The following is a 22,015-nucleotide window of genomic DNA, read 5'->3' on the forward strand; positions in this document are numbered from 1 at the left end:
CAATTCAACAGCGATCGGCTCCCTTTCCCCCTTGCCCCCTTGGGGAGAGGGCTGGGGTGAGGGGGCAAAAATCTCCAGCCGAACGCTATTCCAGCAACCCTGAGATCAAAGCTTGGCCTTCACCGCCACCAACGCATCCTTGCCATCCACGGTCTTCACCCCATCCAGCCACTTGTCCAGCACCGCCGGATTCGCCTTGATCCATGCCTTCGCTGCTTCGGCATTGCTGATTTTCTTGTTCACCACCTCGGCCATGATGCTGTTCTCCATGTCCTGGGTGAACGCCAGATTGGTCAGCAACTTGCCCACATTCGGGCAGGCCTCGGCGTAGCCCTTGCGGGTCAGAGTGAAGACGTTGCCGGTGTCGCCGAAGTATTTTTCGCCGCCCTTGAGGTAACGCATTTTCAGCTGCACGTTCATCGGGTGTGGGGTCCAGCCGAGGAAGGTGACGAATTTCTGTTTCTTCACCGCCCGCGACACTTCGGCGAGCATCGCCTGTTCGCTGGACTCGATCAGCTTCCACTGACCCATGTTGAAGTCATTCTTCTTGATGATCTCCTGCAACGAAATGTTCGCCGGCGCGCCTGATCCGATGCCGTAGATCTTCTTGTCGAACTTGTCGGCGAATTTGTTCAGGTCGGCAAAATCATGCACACCCGCCTCCCAGACATAGTCGGGGACGGCGAGGGTGAATTCGGTGCCTTCGAGATTTTTCGCCAGTTGCGTCACATCACCGGTGGCGACGAACTTGTCGTAGAAGCCCTGCTGCGCCGGCATCCAGTTGCCGAGAAACACGTCAACCTGACCATCCTTCAATCCGCCAAAGGTGATCGGCACCGCAAGGGTGTCGACCTTGGCCTTGTAGCCCATGCCGTCGAGCAGAAATCCGGTGATGGCATTGGTCGCGGCGATGTCGCTCCAGCCCGGATCGGCCATTTTCACGGTTTCGCAACTTTGCTCGGCGAAGGCCGAGGCGCTGCTCAATGCGATCAGGCCAACGGTGACAGCTGTGGATAACTTGCGCATGGACTTCCCCTTAACGTTATTGGTTTTGGCAGGGTTGTGGATAACGGGCCTTGCGCTCCAGATCATCAAGGTCGATGTGGTTGCGCATGTACTGCTGACTGGCATCGACCAGTGGCTGGTGGTCCCAGCTCTTCAGCTTGCCGATGGTTAACGCATTGGCGACGAAACGGCGTCGGCGCTGGCTGGCCAGTACGTCCCGGTGGATCGCCGGAATGTCCCACTTGGCCCGCGCTTCAGCGAGAAAATCGTCGAACAGCTGACGATGTTGCGGCGATTGGCTCAGTTCCTCTTCTTCGCGCGGATCGTTATCCACATCGAAGAGTAGGCACGGGTCGCTTTCGCTGTAGATAAATTTGAAGGCGCCCCGGCGGATCATCATCAGCGGGCTGACAGTGCCTTCGGCCATGTATTCGCCGAACACCTCGTCATGCCCGCCCTGCCCTTGCAGGTGCGGCAGCAAGGAACGGCCGTCCAGTGGCAGGCCCGGCTCAAGCGTGCCACCGGCCAGATCCACGAACGTCGGCAGCAAGTCGGCGGTGGAAACCGCGGCGCTGACCCGGCCCGCCTCGAATTGTCCCGGTGCGCTGATCAGCAGCGGCACCCGCGCGGCCATCTCGAACCAGTGCATTTTGTACCAGAGGCCCTTCTCGCCGAGCATGTCGCCATGGTCACCGGAGAAGACGATGATTGTGTCATCGATCAGCCCGGTTTCCTCAAGGGTTTGCAGCAGTTTGCCGACATTGGCGTCGATATAGCTGCAAGCACCGAAGTAGGCGCGACGGGCATCGCGGATCTTATCCACAGGCAGCGGCTTGTCCCACAGGTCGTAAACCTTGAGCAGACGTTGCGAGTGTGGATCGAGTTGGTCCTGGTTCAAGGCTGTAGGCAACGGGATATCGGCATCGTCATACAGATCCCAGAAAGCCTTGGGAATCGTGTACGGATCGTGCGGGTGGGTCATCGACACGGTCAGGCAGAATGGCTGGTCGCCGTCCTCGCGGATGTGATCGAAGAGATACTGCTGCGCCTTGAACACCACCTCTTCGTCGAAATCCAGCTGATTGGTGCGCACGCACGGCCCGGCTTGCAGCACGGAAGACATATTGTGATACCAGCTCGGCCGCACGTCCGGCTCGTCCCAGTTCACCGCCCAACCGTAATCGGCCGGGTAGATGTCGCTGGTCAGGCGTTCTTCATAACCGTGCAACTGATCCGGCCCGCAGAAATGCATCTTGCCCGACAGCGCGGTGCGGTAGCCGAGACGCCGCAGGTAATGCGCATAAGTTGGAATGTCGGCGGGGAAATCGGCCGCGTTGTCGTAGGCGCCGATCTTGCTCGGCAACTGCCCACTGACCAGGGTGAAGCGCGACGGCGCGCATAGCGGGCTGTTGCAATAGGCAGCATCGAACACCACGCCTTGGGCGGCGAGGCGGGACAGATTCGGCAGTTTGATCGGCGATGGGCCGTAGAACGGCAACATTGGCGCGGCCATTTGATCGGCCATGATGAAAAGAATGTTCTTGCGCTTCATGTGATCGCGGCATTCCATGTTGAATATTTATGCGAGACTGCTGTGACCGAGGATGGATCCCATGCCTCCTTCGGTAAAGCCCGCGCCCGACAATGACTAGGATAAGCACAGCTTATGTATGACGCCCTCGGTGACCTGTCCCTAGATCTGCTGCGCGCTTTTGAAGCGGCGGCCCGCCATCGAAGTTTTACCGCTGCTGCGGTGGAGCTTGGCACCACGCAGCCGGCGATCAGCCAGCAAATGAAACGTCTGGAAGAGCAGCTCGGTACGCGCCTGTTCGACCGGATTTACCGGGGTATCGAGTTGACAGAGGTTGGCGCGCTGCTGTTCGAGCAAGTTACCCTCGGTTTGCAGAATATCGACGCAGGATTGAGCGCAATCAGCACTCAGCAGCAACATGAAGTGCTGCAAGTGGCCACGGATTTCGCTTTCGCCGCTTATTGGCTGATGCCGCGCCTGCATCGCTTCCATGAGGCCAATCCGCATATTGATGTCAGCCTGGTCACCAGCGAGCGCAACCACAACATGCTGCGCACCGACATCGACGTGGCGATCCTGTTTGGCGATGGTCGATTCAAGCAGGGCGAGAGCCACTGGCTGTTCAGCGAAGAGGTGTTCCCGGTGTGCAGTCCGCTGCTGCTCAAGGAGCGTTCATTGCCGTTGCCTGCGCAGGCCCTGCTGGAATTTCCGCTGTTGCATCTGCGTGGGGAAAACAGCAGCAACTGGTTCGACTGGAGTGGCTTGTTTCGTCAGTTGGGCCTGACTACGCCGCCAGCGCCGGGGCAATTGCGCTTCGACAATTACACCTTGCTGATTCAAGCGGCGATTGGCGGACAAGGCGTGGCGATTGGCTGGCGGCACCTTGTGGATAACTTGCTGGTGCAGGGTTTGCTGTGCCGGCCGCTGGCGCAAACCACGCTGTCGCGGCTGGGGTATTACGTGGTGTTGCCGCAACGCAAGCGTCGGGGTGCGTTGATTCAACTGTTCGTTGACTGGTTGATGGCCGAGCAGGCCAGCAGTGCGGAATCGTTGAACGGGTTGGCGTTGCCTTCTATTGCGGTATGAAGAGCAAAAGATCGGACGATCTTTTACGAATCAGAAGCCGCCACAAAATTCACATGCTGCCCCACATGCAGGTTCAACCGCAGCTCATCGGCGATGCCCACCGCGACACGGTTCAGGCGCTCCAGCGGTTCGGCCAGCCCCGGTTCGAGATTGCCGCCCACCTGACTGAAGTGCTCGATGGTCAACCCGGCAACGCCATGGGGCGCATTGACCAGGGTCCAGCGCAGTGAGCTGCTTTGTACCGCCTCGAGGATTTCTTCGGCAGCGTGACGTTGCAGGCGCTCGTCATTTTCTGGCTCGTCGAGCACACCGAAGTTGCCGACCAGAAACAGGCGCGGCACGCTGGCGAGTTGCAAACCTTCGACCAAGGCGTCGACTGCCAGCACTTGTTCCACCGGCCCCAGCGTCACCGAGCGCTCTACGTGGTCGCTGCTGAACGGCAACCCCGGCGCGTCCAGCAGGCAAATCACCGCCGAACTGCCGGCGACGCTTTGATTGACCCGCTCGGCATCGAACAGATCACCGGTCTTGGTGCGCAACCCCGGACGCGGCGCGAGTGCGGTGAGATCGTCGAGAATGGCGATGACTTCGTGTTGCCGACGCAGCAATTCAGCCATCAATGCACCGCCCAGGCTGGCCATGGCACCATAAAGCACCACTTTGACCACTGGGGTCTCGGCATTTTTCATGGCTGTTTTCCTTATATTTGTCCTGTATGACCTGTGACGGTGGAAACAGCCAAGGGTTCGAACCGATTGAGAGGCGACACGATGCAAGGGATCAAGGGCTATCACGCCCATGTCTATTTCGACGCGCAAACCATCGACCAGGCGCGGGCCTTGTGCGAACAGGCCGCGCAGTTGTTTGCGCTGAAAATGGGCCGCGTGCACGAACGCCCGGTAGGGCCGCACCCCGACTGGAGCTGCCAACTGGCTTTCGGCCCCGAGCTGATTGGCGAGGTGCTGCCATGGCTGGCACTCAACCGCAGAGGCCTGGTGGTGTTCCTGCATCCGGACACGGGCGACGACTTGCTCGACCACACCGAACACGCGATCTGGATGGGCGCGGTGCGGCCGCTGGATTTGTCGATTTTTTTAATCAGATGCTGACGCTGAACTGATAACGGATATGTCCAGACTGCCAGCCAGCGCTGTCTGTCCGTTTATCCGCATCGCTACTAGTCCCGTATTCATTGGCTGTCGTTGCATCCGACCGCCGGTTGACCATTCATTCATCGCTTTCGCTCGCGAAAGGTAGCTGAAAGCTTCCCCGATTAGGATCGCCCCACTCCCGGCAACAGACCGGTTGGCCCAAGCCCTGTGTTTTTTCCACAGGCCCGGCCCAATTAACAACAATGGTGATTCTGATGTCTTCTGCAACCCGCCGTTTCTCCCGCTTCCTGCTGGTCACTCCGCCCGTACGCCTCGCGCCTGCCGTTCTGCGCTGATCTCGCCCGATCCGCTCATTCCATTAGCCGCGCTACGCCTGGAGTATTCCCATGCTGACTTTCCTTGGCTTCGCCATGGTCATCACGTTCATGTTCCTGATCATGACCAAGCGCCTGTCCGCGCTGATCGCCCTGATCATCATCCCGATCCTGTTCGCCCTGTTCGGTGGTTTCGCGCCGAAAATCGGCCCGATGATGCTCGAAGGCATCACCAAACTGGCGCCGACCGGCGTGATGTTGATGTTCGCCATTCTGTATTTCGCCCTGATGATCGACTCCGGCCTGTTCGACCCGGCCGTGCGCAAAATTCTCAAACTGGTCAAGGGCGACCCGTTGAAAGTTTCGGTCGGCACCGCCGTTCTGGCGCTCGTCGTTTCCCTTGATGGTGACGGCGCGACCACTTACATGATCTGCGTGGCCGCGATGCTGCCGCTGTACAGCCGCATCGGCATGAGCCCGCGGATCATGGCCGGTCTGATCATCCTCGCCGGCGGCGTGATGAACATGACCCCGTGGGGCGGCCCGACCGCCCGTGCGGCAAGTGCGCTGCATGTCGATCCGTCGGATATTTTCGTACCGATGATCCCGGCGATGGCCGCTGGTGTTGTGGCGATCCTGCTGATTGCCTACTTCTACGGCAAGCGTGAGCGTGCCCGTCTCGGCGAGCTGCATCTGGTCGGCGACGAGATCGATCACAGTGAAATCAGCGTCTCGCAATTCCCTGACGCACGCCGTCCGAAGCTGATCTGGTTCAACGCCGCACTGACTTTCGGCCTGATGTGCACGCTGATCGGTGGCCTGTTGCCGCTGCCGGTGCTGTTCATGGTGGCGTTCAGTATTGCCATGATCGTCAACTACCCGTGCCTGCAAATGCAGAAGGATCGCGTCGCCGCGCATTCCGGCAGCGTGCTGGCAGTGGTCGGGCTGATCTTTGCGGCCGGTATCTTCACCGGTATCCTGTCGGGCACCGGCATGGTCGATGCGATGTCGAAGAGCCTGTTGGCGGTGATTCCGGATTTCCTCGGCCCGTACCTGGCGGTGATTACGGCGCTGGTGAGCATGCCGTTCACCTTCTTCATGTCCAACGACGCTTTCTACTATGGCGTGTTGCCGGTGCTGGCCGAAGCGGCCAGCCACTATGGAATCACTGCGGTGGAAATGGCCCGTGCCTCGATTGTCGGCCAGCCCGTCCACTTGCTGAGCCCGTTGGTGCCGTCGACCTATCTGTTGGTGGCGCTGGCCGGCATCGATTTCGGTGATCACCAGCGTTTTACCCTGAAATGGGCGATCCTGGTGTGTATCTGCATTTTGATTGCTGCACTGCTGTTGGGGACTTTCCCGGTGTTCAGCACTCTATAAGCCCAAGACTCACCGTAACGGGTCCTGGCTTCGCGGTTTGAAGCCCGGACCTTTTTCGGTTTAACAATTGCTCAAAGGAATACACATGGATTGGCTGACCAACCCCGAAATCTGGGTTGCCTTCTTTACCCTGACCGCCCTGGAAATCGTCCTCGGTATCGATAACATCATCATGATTTCGATCCTGGTCAGCCGCATGCCCAAACACATGCAGCAGCGCACGCGGATCTTCGGTCTTGGCTTGGCCATGATCACGCGGATCCTGTTGCTGCTGTCGATCACCTGGGTCATGCGCCTCACTGCCGATCTTTTCGAAGTGTTCGGCCAGGGCATCTCCGGTCGCGACCTGATCCTGTTCTTCGGTGGCCTGTTCCTGTTGTGGAAGAGTTCGCAGGAGATGTACCACGCGCTGGAAGGTGAAGACGAAAGCGACGACGCGCCATCGGGCAAGGGCGGCAACTTCCTCTACACCATCATCCAGATCGCGATCATCGATATCGTCTTCTCGCTGGACTCGGTGATCACCGCCGTCGGCATGGTCTCCCACGTTCCGGTCATGGTCGCGGCGATCGTCGTGGCAGTGCTGGTGATGATGCTGGCGTCGGGCAAGATCAGCGAATTCATCGACAAGCACCCGTCGCTGAAAATGCTCGCCCTGTCCTTCCTGCTGGTGGTCGGTACCGTGCTGATCGCCGAATCGTTCGACGTGCACGTGCCAAAAGGCTACGTCTACTTCGCCATGGCGTTCTCGCTGGCGGTTGAGGCTATCAACATCAAACTGCGCGGCGCGATGGCCAAGAAGAGACAGCAACAGGATCCGGTGAAACTGCGCAAGGATGTTCCGGGCCAGTAACCCGGTAGTCCAGCGGCAACACGCTACACCCCTGTGGGAGCGAGCCTGCTCGCGAAGATGGAGTGCCAGTCGACAACAATGTTGGCTGGCCCACCGCTTTCGCGAGCAGGCTCGCTCCCACAGTTGTTTTGGGCAACAGAGGGAAAACGTGTCGGATTCGGTGAGTGGATGCATTTGTTTTGATGACACTTTTGTTTCAATCCACGCTTTAGCTGTGCAATGCTGGCGCCGAGACCGTTCGCCAACTACAGCTTAAGTATCAAGAAGGTAGAAACCGCGCGGTGCCGTCCACTTGCCCCTCTGGGGCGCTGCTACTACAGGGGGTCTGCATGCTCACCCTGCTCAATTTGCTGTCCGCCGTCGCCCTGTTGATCTGGGGCACGCACATCGTCCGAACCGGCATCTTGCGGGTTTATGGCACCAATCTGCGACATGTCATCGGCCAGAACATGTCGAAGAAATGGCTGGCGTTCATCGCCGGTATTCTCGTCACCGCCATGGTGCAGAGCAGCAACGCCACGGCGATGCTGGTCACTTCGTTTGTCGGGCAGGGTCTGATGGCGCTGACCCCGGCGCTGGCGACCATGCTCGGCGCAGACGTCGGTACCGCGTTGATGGCGCGGGTGCTGACCCTCGATCTGTCGTGGCTGTCGCCGCTGCTGATTTTCCTCGGGGTGATTTTCTTTCTGTCGCGCAAACAGACGCGGCTCGGGCAGATGGGCCGGGTGTCCATTGGTCTCGGGCTGATCATTCTCGCCCTGCAATTGATCGTCGAGGCCGCCGCGCCGATTACGCACGCGCAAGGGGTGAAGGTGATTTTCGCCTCGCTGACCGGCGACATTTTGCTCGACGCCCTGGTCGGCGCGTTGTTTGCGATGATTTCCTACTCCAGCCTCGCCGCCGTGCTGCTCACCGCCACGCTGGCCGGGGCTGCGGTGATCAGCCTGCCGGTGGCAATCGGTCTGGTGATCGGCGCCAACATCGGCAGCGGCATTCTCGCCTTCATGAGCACCAGCATGCAGAACGCCGCCGGCCGCCAGGTGGCGCTGGGCAGTCTGCTGTACAAACTGATCGGCCTGCTGCTGATCATCCCGGTGCTCGACCCGCTGGTGCACTGGATCGACAGCCTCGATTTCAGCCCGCAGGAAATGGTCATCGGCTTCCACCTGCTCTACAACACCGCGCGCTGCCTGATCCTGCTGCCCAGCGTCGGGCCGATGGCGCGGCTCTGTGCGTGGCTGCTGCCGGAGCGGCCGGAGGTCAACGGCACCGCCAAACCGCGCCATCTCGACCCGACCGCGCTGGTCACGCCGAGCCTGGCGCTGGCCAATGCCGCGCGGGAAACCCTGCGCATGGGCGATCTGCTCGACAACATGCTCGACGCCTCCCTCGATGTGCTGCGCGGCAAGCAGACCGCCGTCACTCAGGAGATGCGCCGACTGACCGACGACGTCGAGGCGCTGTACAGCGCGATCAAGCTGTATCTGGCGCAGATGCCCCGCGAAGATCTTGGCGAGCAGGACAGTCGGCGCTGGGCCGAGATCATCGAACTGGCGATCAACCTGAAACTCGCCGCCGACCTGATCGAGCGCATGCTGCGCAAGATCCAGCAGCAGAAGACTTCGCAACGGCGTTCGTTTTCCGAAGAAGGCCTGGAAGATCTTGCCGGGCTGCAACAGCAACTGATCGCCAATCTGCGCCTGGGGCTGTCGGTGTTTCTCAGCGGCGACCGCGAGAGCGCGCGGCAGTTGCTGCGGGAGAAACGCCGCTTTCGCGCGCAGGAACGGCGTCTGGCCCATGCGCACGTCAGCCGGTTGCAACGCAAGATCGTGCAGAGTCTGGAGACCAGTTCGCTGCATCTGGAATTGATTGCCGACATGAAACGGCTCAATTCGCTGTTCTGCAGCAGCGCCTATGTCGTGCTGGAAACTGCGGACACCGGCGCGCTGGCGGTGGATGACATGGCCGACATTACGCATTCGCCTTGAACGTCTGGGGCTGGGGTCAGTCAGTTACAGTGGTTCAGCCTTGAGGCCGCATCGCTGGCAAGCCAGCTCCCACAGGGTTTTGTGAGCGCCGCAGATCCTTGTGGGAGCTGGCTTGCCAGCGATGCGGCCCTGACTGACGACACGGATCTCCAAATCAGCCGTATGGAAGCCTGTTATGCGTTGCCTGTTGTTCGCCTGTCTGTTGCTCGGTTCCCTGCCCGCCTTCGCCCTGGATCGCTTTCAGGTCGAAGGCTATGCGCTGCCCAACGGTTTGCAACTGATGCTCAAGCCCGGCACCGAGCGTGGGCATGTGGCGATCCGGCTGGTGGTCGGCGTCGGCCTCGATGACTTCGATTGCGACGAAAAAGAGCTGCCGCATTTGCTCGAACACCTGCTGTTCAGCGGTATCGACGCCACCGGCGAAGGCGGTCTGGAAGAACGCATGCAGGCGCTCGGCGGGGACTGGAATGCGTTCACCAGCAATGCCGACACCACGTTCGTCATCGAAGCCCCGGCGAAAAACCAGCGCAAGGTGCTCGACCTGCTGCTCGCGCTGCTGACCCAGACACGCATCGACGACAACGCAATCAACGCGGCGAAACGGGTGGTCGAGCGTGAGGACGGCGGGCATTACACCAAGCTGCAACGTTTCCTCGACCGTCAGGACCTCGGTCATACCGCGAGCAATCAACTGGCTGTCGAGCTGGGACTGAAATGCCCGCAGCGCGCCGAAGTCGGCCATCTGACCCAAGAGCAATTGGAGAAGGTGCGCAAAGCCTGGTACGCGCCGAACAACATGACCCTGATCGTCGTCGGCGAACTCGACAAACTGCTGCCGGCCTATCTGGAGCGCACCTGGGGCGAGCTGGAGCCGGTCGAGCCGAGCGAACATCGGCCTCTGCCGGACATCCGCACCAGCGCCGCCCATGAACGCACCCTTACCCGTGGCTTTATCGGCGACAGCGCCAAGCTGCACTGGCTGGTGCCGGAACCGGTGCTCGACGATCAGTACGACCAGACGTTCGATATTCTCAAGGATTATCTCGACTGGGCGCTGTACCGGCAGATTCGTCTCAACCATGGCTTGTCGTACGGGCCGTGGGCCGAGCGCGAAGTGTTCGGCGGTGTCGGCTTCATGAGCCTCAACGCGGACCTGGATCGCGATGACGTCGACGAAGCCATTCAAGTGCTTGAAGACCTCAAGGCCGACCTGCTGAAAAACGGCCTCGAGCCGAGCACTTTCGCCCGCATCAAACAAGCCGCCATGGCTCACCAAGCCTGGGCCGTGCAGGGCAACAGCGCGCTGGCGGACTATTACTGGAGCGCGCTGGCCGACTATCAGGATGGCCGCTTTGCCAATCCCGCGCGCGAGCTGCAAGGGGTGACGCTGGAAGCGGCGAACAAGGCCATGCGCGAGCTGCTGTTGCAGCCGGGGTATATCCGGATCGAGAAGCCGTTGATCAGTGATGATCAGGTGTTGTGGCTGGTCGCGGGTGGAATCGGGTTGTTGCTGCTGATCGTGATCGGCTGGCGCCTGCATCGCCGCCACAAAATCGCTGGAAGCCATTAATCCTGTGATGAGTGAGCACTTGTGGCGAGGGGATTTATCCCCGATGGGCTGCGCAGCAGCCCCAATAAGGGCAGCTCGGTATATCCAGACAAAATTCGCTTGCAGGCTCTACGACGGCTGCGCCGCCGATCGGGGATAAATCCCCTCGCCACAGGGGGCATGCGGCGTTAACCTTTCCGGGATTTTCCCCCTATCGTCGTGAACCGCCAAAATGCCAAAACTGACCCTCCTTATCCAGCGCATTCTCGAGCTGATGAAGCGCTACCCCGGGGTTATTGCGGCGGGTGGTTTCATTTCCGGGGTCGGCAGTTTCATCCTCGTCGATCGCCAACAGGGGCTGGCCAGCTGGATCACAGTGATCATGCTGCTCAGCTGGATCTGGCTGATGCTGGAAAACACCCTGACCGGCCTGTTCACGAGAATCTTTAAACGCGAGATTCCCCAGCCGCTGCTGCGCTACGCGACGCAGATGATCCATCAGGAAAGCCTGTTTTTCGTTCTGCCATTCTTCTTCATCACCACCACGTGGAACAGCGGCCAGTTTGTCTTCACGGGGCTGCTCAGCGTTGCTGCACTGATCTCTATCGTCGATCCGCTGTACTACAAATGGCTGGCGCCACGGCGCTGGGCGTTTCTCGCGCTGCACACCCTGACCCTGTTCGCCGCCCTGCTCACCGCGCTGCCAGTAATCATGCACCTGACCACCGCGCAGAGTTTCAAATGGGCGCTGGGGATTGCCGTGCTGCTGTCGTTCCCGAGCCTGGCGTCGATCTTCCCGATCCGCACGGTGCGCAACGCCCTGGCGATTCTGTTCATCACAGTCGGCATCGGCGGCGTCGGTTGGGCGCTGCGTTCGTGGGTGCCACCGGCAACGCTGTGGATGACCGACGTGGCGATCAGCACGCAGCTGCAGGATCGCACCCCCGGCGCCAGCCTCGAAACCGTCAGCGCCGAGCAGATCCGCAGCGGCGGGCTCTACGCCTACACCGCAATCAACGCGCCGCGCGGCCTCGATGAGCGGATTTATCACGTGTGGACCTTCAACGGCAAAGAGGTCGACCGCATCGCCCTCGACATCCATGGCGGGCGCAAGGAAGGCTACCGGGCGTGGACGCACAAACAGAATTTCCCCGGCAACCCGGCGGGCAAGTGGCAGGTGCGGGTGTTGACCGAGGACGGGCAGTTGATCGGCGTGCTGCGTTTCGCTATCACCGACAGCACACCGGCCAAAGAAAAGTAATCCGGTTCGTGCTATTACGTAGGATCTCGTAACGGCCGTACAAGCACGGAGCTTATGACCAGCAGCCCAACCCCCGGCAGTGCCCACCTGGACACCGCGTTCAGCCCTGCCCGCCTGCGGGTCAGCGGCGACTGGACGCTCGCCCATTACACCGCGCTCAAGCACCTGAGCGAAAAGCTCCATGGCCAGTACGACGCCAATACACCGATAGACCTCAACGACCTCGGTGCCCTCGACACCGCTGGCGCATCGTTGCTGGTCGAGCTGCTCGGTTCCGAACGCTTGGGCAAAACCGCCGAACACCCCGATTGCACCCTTTCAACTGCCGACCGCGCCTTGCTGCAAACCGTGTACTGCTCGCTGAGTGATTTCTGCGTGCCGATCAAGGAGCCGGAGGTCAGCGTCAGCGTGCAACTGCTGACGCGCATCGGCCGCGCAGTGGATACGGTGTGGAAAGACACGATGCAGCTGCTTGGCTTCGTCGGCCTGATTCTCGAAGTCATCGCCCGTGGTCTGTTGCGGCCCAAGCGCTGGCGCATTACACCGATGATCGCGCACATCGAGCAGACCGGTCTCGACGCCGCGCCGATCGTGGCCCTGCTGACGTTTCTGGTCGGCGCGGTGGTGGCGTTTCTCGGCGCCACAGTGCTGGCCAGTTTCGGCGCGACGATTTTTACCGTGGACCTGGTCGGCTTCTCGTTCCTGCGCGAATTCGGCGTGCTGCTCACGGCGATCCTGATGGCCGGGCGCACCGCCAGTGCCTTCACCGCGCAGATCGGCTCGATGAAGGCCAACGAAGAAATCGACGCGATCCGCACACTCGGCCTCGACCCCATCGAGTTGCTGGTAGTGCCGCGCGTGCTGGCGCTGCTGGTGGCGCTGCCGATGCTGACGTTCCTGGCGATGCTCTCGGGGATTGTTGGCGGCGGCGTGGTCTGCGCAGTGTCGCTGGACATCTCGCCGGCGATGTTCCTCTCGCTGCTGCAATCGGACATCGGCATTCAGCATTTTCTGGTCGGCTTGGTGAAGGCGCCGATCTTCGCCTTCCTGATCGCGGCGATCGGTTGCCTGGAAGGCTTCAAGGTCAGCGGCAGCGCCGAGTCGGTCGGCGCGCACACCACCTCCAGCGTGGTCCAGTCGATTTTCGTGGTGATCGTGCTCGATGCGGTGGCCGCGCTGTTTTTCATGGAGATGGGCTGGTGAGTCGTCTACCCCGCGCGCCCTCGGAGGCGGTGATCGAGGTCCGTGGCCTGTGCAATCGCTTCGGCCCGCAGAGCGTGCACGAGAACCTTGATCTGGACGTGTACAAGGGCGAAATCCTCGCCGTGGTCGGTGGCTCCGGCACCGGCAAATCGGTGTTGCTGCGCAGCATCGTCGGGCTGAATCGGCCCAGCGAGGGCATGGTCAAGGTCTTCGGCCAGAACCTGCCGAATCTGCCCGAGCATGAACGCTCGCTGATCGAACGCCGTTTCGGTGTGCTGTTCCAGAAAGGCGCGCTGTTCTCTTCGCTGACCGTAACCGAGAACGTCGCCCTGCCCCTGATCGAACACGCCGGCCTCAGCCGCCACGACGCCGAGCACCTGGCGGCGGTGAAACTGGCACTGGCCGGGCTGCCGCTGTCGGCGGCGGACAAATACCCGGCGTCGCTGTCCGGCGGCATGATCAAGCGTGCGGCGCTGGCGCGGGCCCTGGCGCTGGATCCGGACATTCTGTTTCTCGACGAACCCACCGCCGGCCTTGATCCGATTGGCGCGGCGCAGTTCGATCAATTGATCCTGACCCTGCGTGATGCGTTGGGCCTGAGTGTGTTTCTGGTCACCCACGACCTCGACACGCTGTACACCATCACCGATCGCGTGGCGGTGCTGGCGCAGAAGAAAGTGCTGGTCGCCGGCCCGATCGACGTGGTCTCGGAAACCGCCGACGCGTGGATTCACGAATACTTCCACGGCCCGCGCGGCCGCTCGGCGCTGGACGCCGCCAAACTGCTCAACGAGGTCTGAAATGGAAACCCGAGCCCATCATGTGTTGATCGGCCTGTTCACGGTGATCGTCGTGGCCGGCGCCCTGCTCTTCGGCCTGTTTCTGGCCAAGTCCAGCGTCGACACCGAGTTCAAGGATTACGAAGTGGTGTTCAACGAAGCGGTCAGCGGTCTGTCCAAGGGCAGCTCGGTGCAGTACAGCGGGATCAAGGTCGGAGACGTGGTCAGCCTGCGCCTCGACCCGCAGGACCCGCGCCGGGTGCTGGCGCGGATTCGTCTGGCGGGCGACACGCCGGTCAAGGAAGACACCCAGGCCAAACTGGCGCTGACCGGCATCACCGGCACCTCGATCATTCAGCTCAGCGGCGGCACACCCGAGAGCCCGAAACTGCGCGGGCATGACGGCAAGCTGCCGACGCTGATCGCCTCGCCCTCGCCTATTTCGCGTCTGCTCAATGACAGCAGCGACTTGATGACCGGCATCAGCGCCCTGCTGCAAAACGCCAACCACATGTTCTCCGCGGAAAACGTCGAGCGCGTGAGCAAGACCCTCGCCCATCTGGAACAGACCACCGGTACCATCAACGACCAGCGCGGCGACATCAAACAAGCGATGCAGCAACTGGCGACCGTCGGCAAACAGGCCGGCAGCATGCTCGAGCAGACCTCACTGCTGATGCGCAACGCCAACGGCCTGCTCAACGATCAGGGCAAACAGGCCCTGGGCAGCGCCGAGCAGGCGATGAAGTCGCTGGAGCAAAGCAGCGTGACCATCAACGGTTTGCTCAGCAAAAACCAGAATTCCCTGGATAACGGCATGCAGGGCCTCAACGGCCTGGCCCCGGCGATTCGCGAACTGCGCGAGACGCTGACCTCGCTGCGCGCCATTTCTCAACGCCTTGAGGCCAACCCCAGCGGCTACCTGCTGGGCAGCGACAAGAACAAGGAATTCACCCCATGAAGCTGACTCGAATCGCCCTGCTCGGCGCTGGCCTGACCCTGATCGGTGCTTGCTCGATCTTGCCCAAGTCGGAACCCTCGGACGTCTACCGCCTGCCCGCCGCCCAAGCGCCCGCCTCGGCCAGCCCGGCGGCGACGCAGTCGTGGTCGCTGCGCTTGAATAAGTTGCAGGCCAGCGAAGCGCTGAACCGGCCGAGCATTGCCGTGATTCCGCAGGGCGATGTGATCAGCTCCTACAAGGGCTCGCGCTGGAGCGATCCGGCGCCGGTGCTGCTGCGCAATCGCCTGCTCGATGGATTCCAGCGTGACGGCAGAGTGACGCTGCTGAGCACCGACGACAGCAACTTCCAGGCGGATTTGGAGCTGGGCGGCAGTTTGCAGGCGTTTCAGACCGAATATCAGGGCACCCAGGCCGGCGTCGTGGTGCGGGTCGATGCGTTGCTGGTGCGTGGTTACGACCAGCGCATCCTCGCCAGCCGCCGTTTTGAAGAGCGCCAGCCGTTGAATGATGTGCAGGTGCCAGCGGTGGTCGCCGGGTTTGGCCAGGCCAGTGATCGCCTCACGGCCAAGGTTGTGGCATGGGCCGTAGAGCAAGGGCAGAAACTGGCCCCGCAACCGCGCTGACACACCACAATCCCTGTGGGAGCGAGCCTGCTCGCGAAAGCGGTGTATCAGTCACCTAAGCGTTGACTGACACTCCGTCTTCGCGAGCAGGCTCGCTCCCACATGGGAATTTTTGCTCAGCCGAAGAACCAGTAGCAGACCCCGATAGCGCCCACCACTCCGGCAAACTCCGCCAGCAACGCACACCCCACCGCGTGCCGTGCGCGCTGAATGCCCACCGCGCCGAAGTACACCGCCAGCACATAGAACGTGGTTTCGGTACTGCCCTGCACCGTCGCCGCGACCAGCGCCGGGAAGCTGTCGACGCCGGAAGTCTGCATGGTCTCGATGAGCATCGCCCGCGCCGCGCTGCCGGAAAACGGTTTGACCATCGCCGTCGGCAATGCATCGACGAAGCGCGTGTCCCAACCGGCCCACTCGACCAGATGCCGAATACCGTCCAGGCCGAAATCCAGCGCACCAGAGGCGCGCAACACCCCGACTGCACACAGCATCGCGACCAGATACGGCAAGAGATTCTTCGCCACATCGAAGCCTTCTTTCGCGCCTTCGACGAACGCCTCGTACACCTTGACCTTGCGCAGCGCGCCGATCAGCAGAAACAGCATGATCAGGCCGAACAGCGTGAGATTGCCGAGGATCGACGACAATCCCGCCAGCGCTGTCGCAGATAGGGTGCCGAGCAGGGCCATGAAACCGCCAAGGATCAGCGCGCCGGGTAGCAGATAGGCGAGCACTACCGGGTCCCAGATGCGCAGGCGTTGCATGAAGGCTACGGAAAGGAAACCGACGATAGTCGAGCAACTGGTCGCCAGCAGAATTGGCAGGAACACCAGCGTCGGATCCGGCGCGCCTTGCTGGGCGCGGTACATGAAAATGGTCACGGGCAGCAGGGTCAGCGACGAGGCGTTGAGCACCAGAAACAGGATCTGCGCGTTGCTGGCGATGGTGGCGCTGGGGTTGAGCTCCTGCAGTGCTTTCATGGCTTTGAGGCCAATAGGCGTGGCGGCGTTGTCCAGGCCCAGGCCGTTGGCGGCGAAGTTCAGCGTGATCAGGCCGAGGGCAGGGTGACCGGCCGGTACTTCCGGCATCAGCCGCAGAAACAGCGGGCCGAGGACCTTGGCCAGCCATTCGACGATCCCGGCCTTTTCGGCGATGCGCAGAAAGCCCAGCCACAAGGTGAGGGTGCCGAACAGCAGGACCATGACTTCGACCGAGAGCTTGGCCATGGCGAAAATGCTTTCCACCATCGCCGCGAAGATCCCGGCGTTGCCGCCGATCAGCCACTGCGCCAGCGCCGACACGGCTGCCACGATGAAGAAGCCAAGCCACAGGCCATTAAGCATCAGTCAAATCCCCCGAAGAATGCGGCGAATGATAGCGGGGTCGCCAGAAACGACAAACCCCGGATTGCTCCGGGGTTCGTTGGTGGGGCGTGCATCAATCACTGTGGGAGCGAGCCTGCTCGCGAAGAGGCCGGCACATTCAACATCTCTGTAGATTGATACACCGTCTTCGCGAGCAGGCTCGCTCCCACAGGGTTTTGCATCAGTTCTTGGAAATCTCGCCAGCCGGCAGTTTTTCCTTGCTGCGCCAGTGCGGCAGGGAGTTCCAGTAGCGCTCGCCCTTGGCGTCGTCGTACATGCCTTCCCAGCGCGCGATAACCAGCACCGCCAGGGCGTTACCGATCACGTTCAGTGCGGTACGCGCCATGTCCATGATGCGGTCGACACCGGCGATGAACGCCAGACCTTCCAGCGGAATGCCGACGCTGCCCAAAGTGGCCAGCAGCACCACAAAGGACACGCCCGGTACGCCGGCAATGCCTTTGGAGGTGACCATCAGCGTCAACACCAGCAGCAGTTGCTGGCTGATCGACAGGTCGATGCCATACAGCTGGGCAATGAAGATCGCCGCGATCGACTGGTACAGGGTCGAGCCGTCTAGGTTGAACGAGTAACCGGTCGGTACCACGAAGCTGCAGATGGCTTTCGGTGCGCCGTAGGCTTCCATCTTCTCGATGACACGTGGCAGCACGGTTTCCGAGGAGGCGGTGGAGTAGGCCAGCACCAGCTCATCCTTGAAGATACGCATCAGCTTCAGGACCGAGAAGCCGAACAGCTTGGCGATCAGGCCCAGCACGACGAAGGCGAAGAAGGCGATGGCGACGTAAACCAGAATCACCAGTTTCGCCAGCGGCAGCAGCGAGGCGAAGCCGAAGTTGGCCACGGTCACCGCGATCAGTGCGAACACGCCGATCGGGGCGTAGTTCATGATCATGTGGGTGACTTTGAACATGCTTTCCGAAACGCCCTGGAACATCTTCACCAGCGGCTCGCGCAGGTCCGACTGCAGGCTCGACAGGCCGAGACCGAACAGCACGGAGAAGAAGATGATCGGCAGCATTTCGCCGCGAGCCATGGCCGCGAAGATGTTCGACGGGATCAGGTTGAGGATGGTTTCGATGAACGCATGTTCATGCTGCACTTCGGCGGCGGTCGCCTGGTACTTCGAGATGTCGACCGTGCCCAGAGTGCTCATGTCGATGCCGGTGCCCGGATGGAACACGTTGGCCAGCACCAGGCCGACGACGATGGCGATGGTGGTGACGATCTCGAAATAGATTATGGTCTTCAGGCCGATACGCCCGAGCTTCTTGGCGTCGCCGACGCCGGCGATACCGACGATCAGCGAGGAGATGACGATCGGGATCACGATCATCTTGATCAGACGGATAAAGATATCGCCTGCCGGTTGCAGGACGTTGCTGATCCACCAGGCCTTTTCAGCACTGAAGTGGTTGAGCAACGCACCAATTGCAATCCCCAGAATCAGACCGATGAGGATCTGCCAGGCGAGGCTGATTTTTGCCTTCTTCATTATCTTTACCCTTACTTGCGTTTGACTCAGGCACATGCAGGAACTGGAACGCTCATCAGCGGAAAAGTCTGTGCATCTGCCTCCGTATAAGGTGCCCCGAAGCGCGTGTTTACGGCTCTTCGGCAGGCGAAAAAAGGCGCAACTATTCCGATGCAAGGTGGCGCCGTCTAATGCCGTAAACGCCTACCCTATGCCTAATCGGCATGAGCTTTTTCATTTGAAACTGGCGTCCCAAGCGGTTCGATTGTGACATTTGTGCCGGCATAAGTGCCGTGAACCGGCCGTTACAGCGTAGGCTGGTTAAATTTTGCACAGGCAAAACCGGCAGAAATTTCCGGAAAAAGTCTGAATCGCAAGACTAGAAGTCACACGGAACGAGCGCGATCTTTGTCGATATACGGTCGCCAGGAAACACCACGAAATGTTTTCCTCGCAGTGTCGACGATTGAAAAAAGGAATTTGGCGTGCTGGATCAATGTTTTAGCGGATTCAAAGCCCAGCGCAGATTCGTCAGACCACCGGGTCGACGAACCTGCGGCGCAGCTTTTACCCTGACCCGGCCCTTGCGCAGGTACTCCCTGTACCCGTAGGTCACTCCGACCCTGTATCAGTCAGAACATCCCGGCCCCCTGGTCATGCACCGACCCTCATCGGACGGTGCAATGGAAAGCAGCGGGGCGCTGCTTTCGTGTTCGAAATCTTTACGCGTCCTGCATCAGTACCACTTCGGATCTTTCTTCAGGGTTTCCATCAGCAGATCCTGCATGCCCTGATCGGGTTTGCCGAAGAAGCGATAAGTCGCGTGTCGCGTCGGCGACTTGTCCTGCGGCAGACCTTCCGGCACATCGACCAGCATGGCGTAGGCGTCATCCTTGTCGAAGCTGAAGGCAACGATCAAGCGGTGATTCAGGCACTTGTCCTGACTCTCGCAGAGCGGGCCGACCAGATACTGATCGCCATCTTCCGTAACGGCATGCATCTGTTGTTCGGAGGTGCCGGACAGGTTGATCACCCATTCCGGTACGCGCTCTTCCTTTTTGATCACGCCTTCCCAGGTTTCACGGTACTGCGCGTCGGAGGCGAGCAGTTCGTTGACCCGGGTCTGGCCGTCATTGGCCGCCATGGCCATGGCACTGCCGCCCAGAAGCAGGGCGGCGGCCAATGTCTTGAGACCGATCATCGTTAACCTCGGCCGCGACGGCCAAAGAAGAAGGAAGCGATGAACATCACCAGGAACACGACAAAGAGAATCTTGGCGATACCCGTGGCGGTGCCCGCGATACCACCGAAGCCCAGAACGGCGGCGATGATGGCAATGATCAAGAATGTAATTGCCCAGCTCAACATGGTGATTCTCCTTACTTCTCTATTTAGGGGTGTTTCCGGTTTCCGACGCTACGCGCCCGAATGTGTTCAAAGGCTTAGAAAACCCAGCGCTCTTCCCGTGGCAATTGATCCAACGGTTGCGCCTGGTCGACATCGATCATGTGCATCGAAGCGTTCTCGGCCTGGCTGCTGCTCACGGCACTGAAGTGCGTTTGAGTGCTGTGCTGCATCGAAATCAGTGGCTCGGGTTTACGGCTGTTTTCCCAGCTCATGTACTGCTGGCAAACGATCAGGGTGATCAGCAACGCCAGTACACCGAACAGACCTTGCTGGATCTGCAGTGGCGAAATACGTACTTGGGCGGCGATTGGGCGAGTCATCCTGTGTTCCTCACGCTTGTTCTGTTGGGGCAGTGCTGTTCCGCCCGGGCTGAGTGAGGTATTGCAGCCTGCATGCCAGTTTTTTCATCTGTGAAAAAACCAATTAAAACAATGAGTTATGCTTGGTTGAGAAATTTCCTAAGACGCATCCTGCACGATGGCTCTTCTGCGGTCGTGCGCAATGCACGATTATTTCGTGGGAAATTTCGATGATATGGAATTGCTACCGGTACGCAGATGTCAGAAGAGGATGCAGGATCTGCCCTGCAAAACGCAGAATGTTTTAAAACTCAACGAAATCAATGAATTGGCCGTTATGGCAGCAGAGAGCTACCCTCCTATGGCTGGTATCGTTCAGAATCAACCATGCAACTTGCCCGATTTTTCCGGGACTAACCCAAGACTAATCACTATGGAGCGTAGGAAAAATGGAATCTGCCACTGAGCAACAAGGCCGCATTCTGCTGGTGGACGATGAATCCGCCATCCTGCGTACGTTTCGTTATTGCCTCGAAGACGAAGGCTATACGGTAGCCACCGCCAATAGCGCGGCCCAGGCCGATGCTTTGCTGCAACGTCAGGTCTTCGATCTGTGCTTCCTTGATTTGCGCCTGGGCGAGGACAACGGTCTCGACGTCCTCGCGCAAATGCGCATTCAGGCGCCGTGGATGCGCGTAGTGATTGTCACTGCTCATTCAGCAGTCGACACCGCGGTTGACGCCATCCAGGCCGGTGCCGCCGATTATCTGGTCAAGCCGTGCAGCCCTGATCAACTGCGCCTGGCCACCGCCAAGCAGCTGGAAGTGCGCCAGCTCTCCGCGCGCCTTGAAGCGCTGGAAGGCGAGATCCGCAAACCGAAAGACGGTCTCGATTCCCACAGCCCGGCGATGAAAGTCGTGCTGGAAACCGCACGGCAGGTCGCAAGCACCGACGCCAACATTCTTATCCTTGGCGAGTCCGGTACGGGTAAAGGTGAACTGGCCCGTGCGATCCACGGCTGGAGCAAGCGCGAGAAGAAATCCTGCGTCACTATCAACTGCCCGTCGCTGACTGCCGAGCTGATGGAAAGCGAGCTGTTCGGCCATAGCCGTGGCGCGTTCACCGGCGCCAGCGAGAGTACTTTGGGTCGGGTCAACCAGGCGGACGGCGGTACGCTGTTTCTCGACGAGATCGGCGACTTTCCGCTGACTTTGCAACCCAAGTTGCTGCGCTTCATCCAGGACAAGGAATACGAGCGGGTCGGCGATCCGGTCACTCGCCGTGCCGATGTGCGCATCCTCGCCGCCACCAACCTCAACCTCGAAGACATGGTCCGCGACGGACGCTTCCGCGAAGACCTGCTCTATCGCCTCAACGTCATTACCCTGCATCTGCCGCCATTGCGCGAGCGCGCCGAAGACATCCTGACCCTCGCCGATCGCTTCCTTGCACGTTTCGTCAAAGAGTACGCACGCCCAGCGCGCGGCTTCAGCGATGAGGCGCGCGAAGCACTGCTCGGTTATCGCTGGCCGGGCAATATCCGCGAACTGCGCAACGTGGTCGAGCGGGCCAGCATCATCTGCCCACAGGAACGCGTGGAAATCAGCCACCTGGGCATGGCCGAACAACCGGCCAACAATGCGCCACGGGTCGGCGCGGCACTGAGCCTGGACGAGCTGGAGAAAGCGCACATCGGCGCGGTGCTGGCCACCGCCGGCACTCTGGACCAAGCGGCGAAAACCCTCGGCATCGACGCCTCGACCCTGTATCGCAAACGCAAGCAGTACAACCTGTGAGCACTGCGC

Annotated in this window: 20 protein-coding genes; 12 read left to right on the forward strand and 8 right to left on the reverse strand. The window is 60.4% G+C overall.

Translation table 11 applies throughout. The features are described from left to right. Positions 1 to 105 precede the first annotated feature (105 nt). Positions 106 to 1,026 carry a choline ABC transporter substrate-binding protein gene (gene choX, locus PspCFBP13508_RS11690; protein ID WP_130910444.1) on the reverse strand — a complete coding sequence of 307 codons (921 nt, stop codon included), beginning with the start codon at positions 1,024 to 1,026 and terminating at the stop codon, positions 106 to 108. Positions 1,027 to 1,042: 16 nt separating this feature from the next. Beyond that, complete coding sequence (gene betC / locus PspCFBP13508_RS11695) at positions 1,043 to 2,557, reverse strand: choline-sulfatase (protein ID WP_137214517.1); 1,515 nt, start codon at positions 2,555 to 2,557, stop codon at positions 1,043 to 1,045. 114 nt (positions 2,558 to 2,671) lie between these two features. Here betC and PspCFBP13508_RS11700 point away from each other — a divergent pair, with 114 nt between their 5' ends. Then, positions 2,672 to 3,622 (forward strand): LysR family transcriptional regulator, encoded by a 951-nt coding sequence (locus tag PspCFBP13508_RS11700; protein WP_137214519.1) that lies wholly within the window; start codon positions 2,672 to 2,674, stop codon positions 3,620 to 3,622. A 23-nt stretch (positions 3,623 to 3,645) separates the two neighbouring features. Here PspCFBP13508_RS11700 and PspCFBP13508_RS11705 read toward each other — a convergent pair whose 3' ends face one another. Then, positions 3,646 to 4,311, reverse strand: coding sequence for an NAD(P)H-binding protein (locus PspCFBP13508_RS11705; protein WP_016772367.1), 666 nt, complete (start codon positions 4,309 to 4,311; stop codon positions 3,646 to 3,648). 81 nt (positions 4,312 to 4,392) lie between these two features. On the opposite strand from PspCFBP13508_RS11705, the gene PspCFBP13508_RS11710 reads away from it, so the two are divergent. The 10 genes from PspCFBP13508_RS11710 to PspCFBP13508_RS11755 all read left to right on the forward strand — a co-directional run bounded on the left by PspCFBP13508_RS11710 (position 4,393) and on the right by PspCFBP13508_RS11755 (position 15,645). After that, positions 4,393 to 4,731, forward strand: a complete 339-nt coding sequence (locus tag PspCFBP13508_RS11710; protein WP_137214521.1) for a DOPA 4,5-dioxygenase family protein — start codon at positions 4,393 to 4,395, stop codon at positions 4,729 to 4,731. Between the two features lie 389 nt (positions 4,732 to 5,120). After that, complete coding sequence (locus PspCFBP13508_RS11715; RefSeq protein ID WP_039757164.1) at positions 5,121 to 6,428, forward strand: CitMHS family transporter; 1,308 nt, start codon at positions 5,121 to 5,123, stop codon at positions 6,426 to 6,428. An 85-nt stretch (positions 6,429 to 6,513) separates the two neighbouring features. Continuing rightward, entirely contained in the window at positions 6,514 to 7,281 is a 768-nt protein-coding gene (locus PspCFBP13508_RS11720; RefSeq protein ID WP_071173939.1) for a TerC family protein, read from the forward strand. A 329-nt stretch (positions 7,282 to 7,610) separates the two neighbouring features. Then, positions 7,611 to 9,269: a Na/Pi cotransporter family protein gene (locus PspCFBP13508_RS11725; protein WP_133335438.1), complete on the forward strand. Its 1,659-nt coding sequence runs from the start codon at positions 7,611 to 7,613 to the stop codon at positions 9,267 to 9,269. Positions 9,270 to 9,444: 175 nt separating this feature from the next. Beyond that, complete coding sequence (locus tag PspCFBP13508_RS11730) at positions 9,445 to 10,839, forward strand: insulinase family protein (RefSeq protein WP_137214523.1); 1,395 nt, start codon at positions 9,445 to 9,447, stop codon at positions 10,837 to 10,839. Positions 10,840 to 11,050: 211 nt separating this feature from the next. Next, entirely contained in the window at positions 11,051 to 12,079 is a 1,029-nt protein-coding gene (locus tag PspCFBP13508_RS11735) for a DUF5924 family protein (protein ID WP_137214525.1), read from the forward strand. 54 nt (positions 12,080 to 12,133) lie between these two features. Beyond that, positions 12,134 to 13,282, forward strand: a complete 1,149-nt coding sequence (locus PspCFBP13508_RS11740) for an ABC transporter permease (protein WP_130910438.1) — start codon at positions 12,134 to 12,136, stop codon at positions 13,280 to 13,282. Continuing rightward, on the forward strand, positions 13,279 to 14,082 hold the full coding sequence (locus PspCFBP13508_RS11745) for an ATP-binding cassette domain-containing protein (RefSeq protein WP_071173945.1): 804 nt from the start codon (positions 13,279 to 13,281) through the stop codon (positions 14,080 to 14,082). Before PspCFBP13508_RS11740 ends, PspCFBP13508_RS11745 begins: the two co-directional genes overlap by 4 nt. 1 nt (position 14,083) lies before the next feature. After that, positions 14,084 to 15,022, forward strand: a complete 939-nt coding sequence (locus PspCFBP13508_RS11750; protein WP_130910437.1) for an MlaD family protein — start codon at positions 14,084 to 14,086, stop codon at positions 15,020 to 15,022. Then, complete coding sequence (locus tag PspCFBP13508_RS11755; RefSeq protein WP_122692261.1) at positions 15,019 to 15,645, forward strand: ABC-type transport auxiliary lipoprotein family protein; 627 nt, start codon at positions 15,019 to 15,021, stop codon at positions 15,643 to 15,645. The genes PspCFBP13508_RS11750 and PspCFBP13508_RS11755 overlap by 4 nt, the downstream gene beginning before the upstream one ends. A 116-nt stretch (positions 15,646 to 15,761) precedes the next feature. Here PspCFBP13508_RS11755 and PspCFBP13508_RS11760 read toward each other — a convergent pair whose 3' ends face one another. The 5 genes from PspCFBP13508_RS11760 to PspCFBP13508_RS11785 form a co-directional block, all read right to left on the reverse strand. Then, a complete protein-coding gene (locus tag PspCFBP13508_RS11760; RefSeq protein ID WP_071173947.1) occupies positions 15,762 to 16,991 on the reverse strand; it encodes a spore maturation protein in 1,230 nt (409 codons plus the stop codon). A 202-nt stretch (positions 16,992 to 17,193) separates the two neighbouring features. Next, positions 17,194 to 18,525 (reverse strand): glutamate/aspartate:proton symporter GltP, encoded by a 1,332-nt coding sequence (gltP, locus tag PspCFBP13508_RS11770; protein ID WP_024014978.1) that lies wholly within the window; start codon positions 18,523 to 18,525, stop codon positions 17,194 to 17,196. Between the two features lie 715 nt (positions 18,526 to 19,240). Continuing rightward, positions 19,241 to 19,705 (reverse strand): inhibitor of vertebrate lysozyme family protein, encoded by a 465-nt coding sequence (locus PspCFBP13508_RS11775; RefSeq protein ID WP_016772356.1) that lies wholly within the window; start codon positions 19,703 to 19,705, stop codon positions 19,241 to 19,243. 2 nt (positions 19,706 to 19,707) lie between these two features. Beyond that, positions 19,708 to 19,872, reverse strand: coding sequence for a DUF1328 domain-containing protein (locus PspCFBP13508_RS11780; RefSeq protein ID WP_003177151.1), 165 nt, complete (start codon positions 19,870 to 19,872; stop codon positions 19,708 to 19,710). Between the two features lie 74 nt (positions 19,873 to 19,946). Further along, entirely contained in the window at positions 19,947 to 20,231 is a 285-nt protein-coding gene (locus PspCFBP13508_RS11785; protein WP_024014979.1) for a hypothetical protein, read from the reverse strand. 428 nt (positions 20,232 to 20,659) lie between these two features. Between PspCFBP13508_RS11785 and algB the strand changes: the two genes are divergently transcribed. After that, entirely contained in the window at positions 20,660 to 22,006 is a 1,347-nt protein-coding gene (algB, locus tag PspCFBP13508_RS11790; RefSeq protein ID WP_024014980.1) for a sigma-54-dependent response regulator transcription factor AlgB, read from the forward strand. The last annotated feature ends 9 nt before the right edge of the window (positions 22,007 to 22,015 follow it).

The sequence above is a fragment of the Pseudomonas sp. CFBP13508 genome (assembly GCF_005233515.1).
GTDB lineage: Bacteria > Pseudomonadota > Gammaproteobacteria > Pseudomonadales > Pseudomonadaceae > Aquipseudomonas > Aquipseudomonas mercuritolerans.

Excerpts from the sequence above, each read along its gene's own strand:
- PspCFBP13508_RS11720 (WP_071173939.1), top strand. The coding sequence starts at position 6,514 with ATGGATTGGCTGACCAACCCCGAAATCTGGGTTGCCTTCTTTACCCTG.
- PspCFBP13508_RS11740 (WP_130910438.1), top strand. The coding sequence starts at position 12,134 with ATGACCAGCAGCCCAACCCCCGGCAGTGCCCACCTGGACACCGCGTTC.
- gltP (WP_024014978.1), bottom strand. The coding sequence starts at position 18,525 with ATGAAGAAGGCAAAAATCAGCCTCGCCTGGCAGATCCTCATCGGTCTG.
- PspCFBP13508_RS11780 (WP_003177151.1), bottom strand. The coding sequence starts at position 19,872 with ATGTTGAGCTGGGCAATTACATTCTTGATCATTGCCATCATCGCCGCC.
- betC (WP_137214517.1), bottom strand. The coding sequence starts at position 2,557 with ATGAAGCGCAAGAACATTCTTTTCATCATGGCCGATCAAATGGCCGCG.
- PspCFBP13508_RS11705 (WP_016772367.1), bottom strand. The coding sequence starts at position 4,311 with ATGAAAAATGCCGAGACCCCAGTGGTCAAAGTGGTGCTTTATGGTGCC.
- PspCFBP13508_RS11750 (WP_130910437.1), top strand. The coding sequence starts at position 14,084 with ATGGAAACCCGAGCCCATCATGTGTTGATCGGCCTGTTCACGGTGATC.
- PspCFBP13508_RS11755 (WP_122692261.1), top strand. The coding sequence starts at position 15,019 with ATGAAGCTGACTCGAATCGCCCTGCTCGGCGCTGGCCTGACCCTGATC.
- PspCFBP13508_RS11715 (WP_039757164.1), top strand. The coding sequence starts at position 5,121 with ATGCTGACTTTCCTTGGCTTCGCCATGGTCATCACGTTCATGTTCCTG.
- algB (WP_024014980.1), top strand. The coding sequence starts at position 20,660 with ATGGAATCTGCCACTGAGCAACAAGGCCGCATTCTGCTGGTGGACGAT.
- choX (WP_130910444.1), bottom strand. The coding sequence starts at position 1,026 with ATGCGCAAGTTATCCACAGCTGTCACCGTTGGCCTGATCGCATTGAGC.
- PspCFBP13508_RS11730 (WP_137214523.1), top strand. The coding sequence starts at position 9,445 with ATGCGTTGCCTGTTGTTCGCCTGTCTGTTGCTCGGTTCCCTGCCCGCC.
- PspCFBP13508_RS11735 (WP_137214525.1), top strand. The coding sequence starts at position 11,051 with ATGCCAAAACTGACCCTCCTTATCCAGCGCATTCTCGAGCTGATGAAG.
- PspCFBP13508_RS11775 (WP_016772356.1), bottom strand. The coding sequence starts at position 19,705 with ATGATCGGTCTCAAGACATTGGCCGCCGCCCTGCTTCTGGGCGGCAGT.
- PspCFBP13508_RS11725 (WP_133335438.1), top strand. The coding sequence starts at position 7,611 with ATGCTCACCCTGCTCAATTTGCTGTCCGCCGTCGCCCTGTTGATCTGG.
- PspCFBP13508_RS11710 (WP_137214521.1), top strand. The coding sequence starts at position 4,393 with ATGCAAGGGATCAAGGGCTATCACGCCCATGTCTATTTCGACGCGCAA.
- PspCFBP13508_RS11700 (WP_137214519.1), top strand. The coding sequence starts at position 2,672 with ATGTATGACGCCCTCGGTGACCTGTCCCTAGATCTGCTGCGCGCTTTT.
- PspCFBP13508_RS11760 (WP_071173947.1), bottom strand. The coding sequence starts at position 16,991 with ATGCTTAATGGCCTGTGGCTTGGCTTCTTCATCGTGGCAGCCGTGTCG.
- PspCFBP13508_RS11785 (WP_024014979.1), bottom strand. The coding sequence starts at position 20,231 with ATGACTCGCCCAATCGCCGCCCAAGTACGTATTTCGCCACTGCAGATC.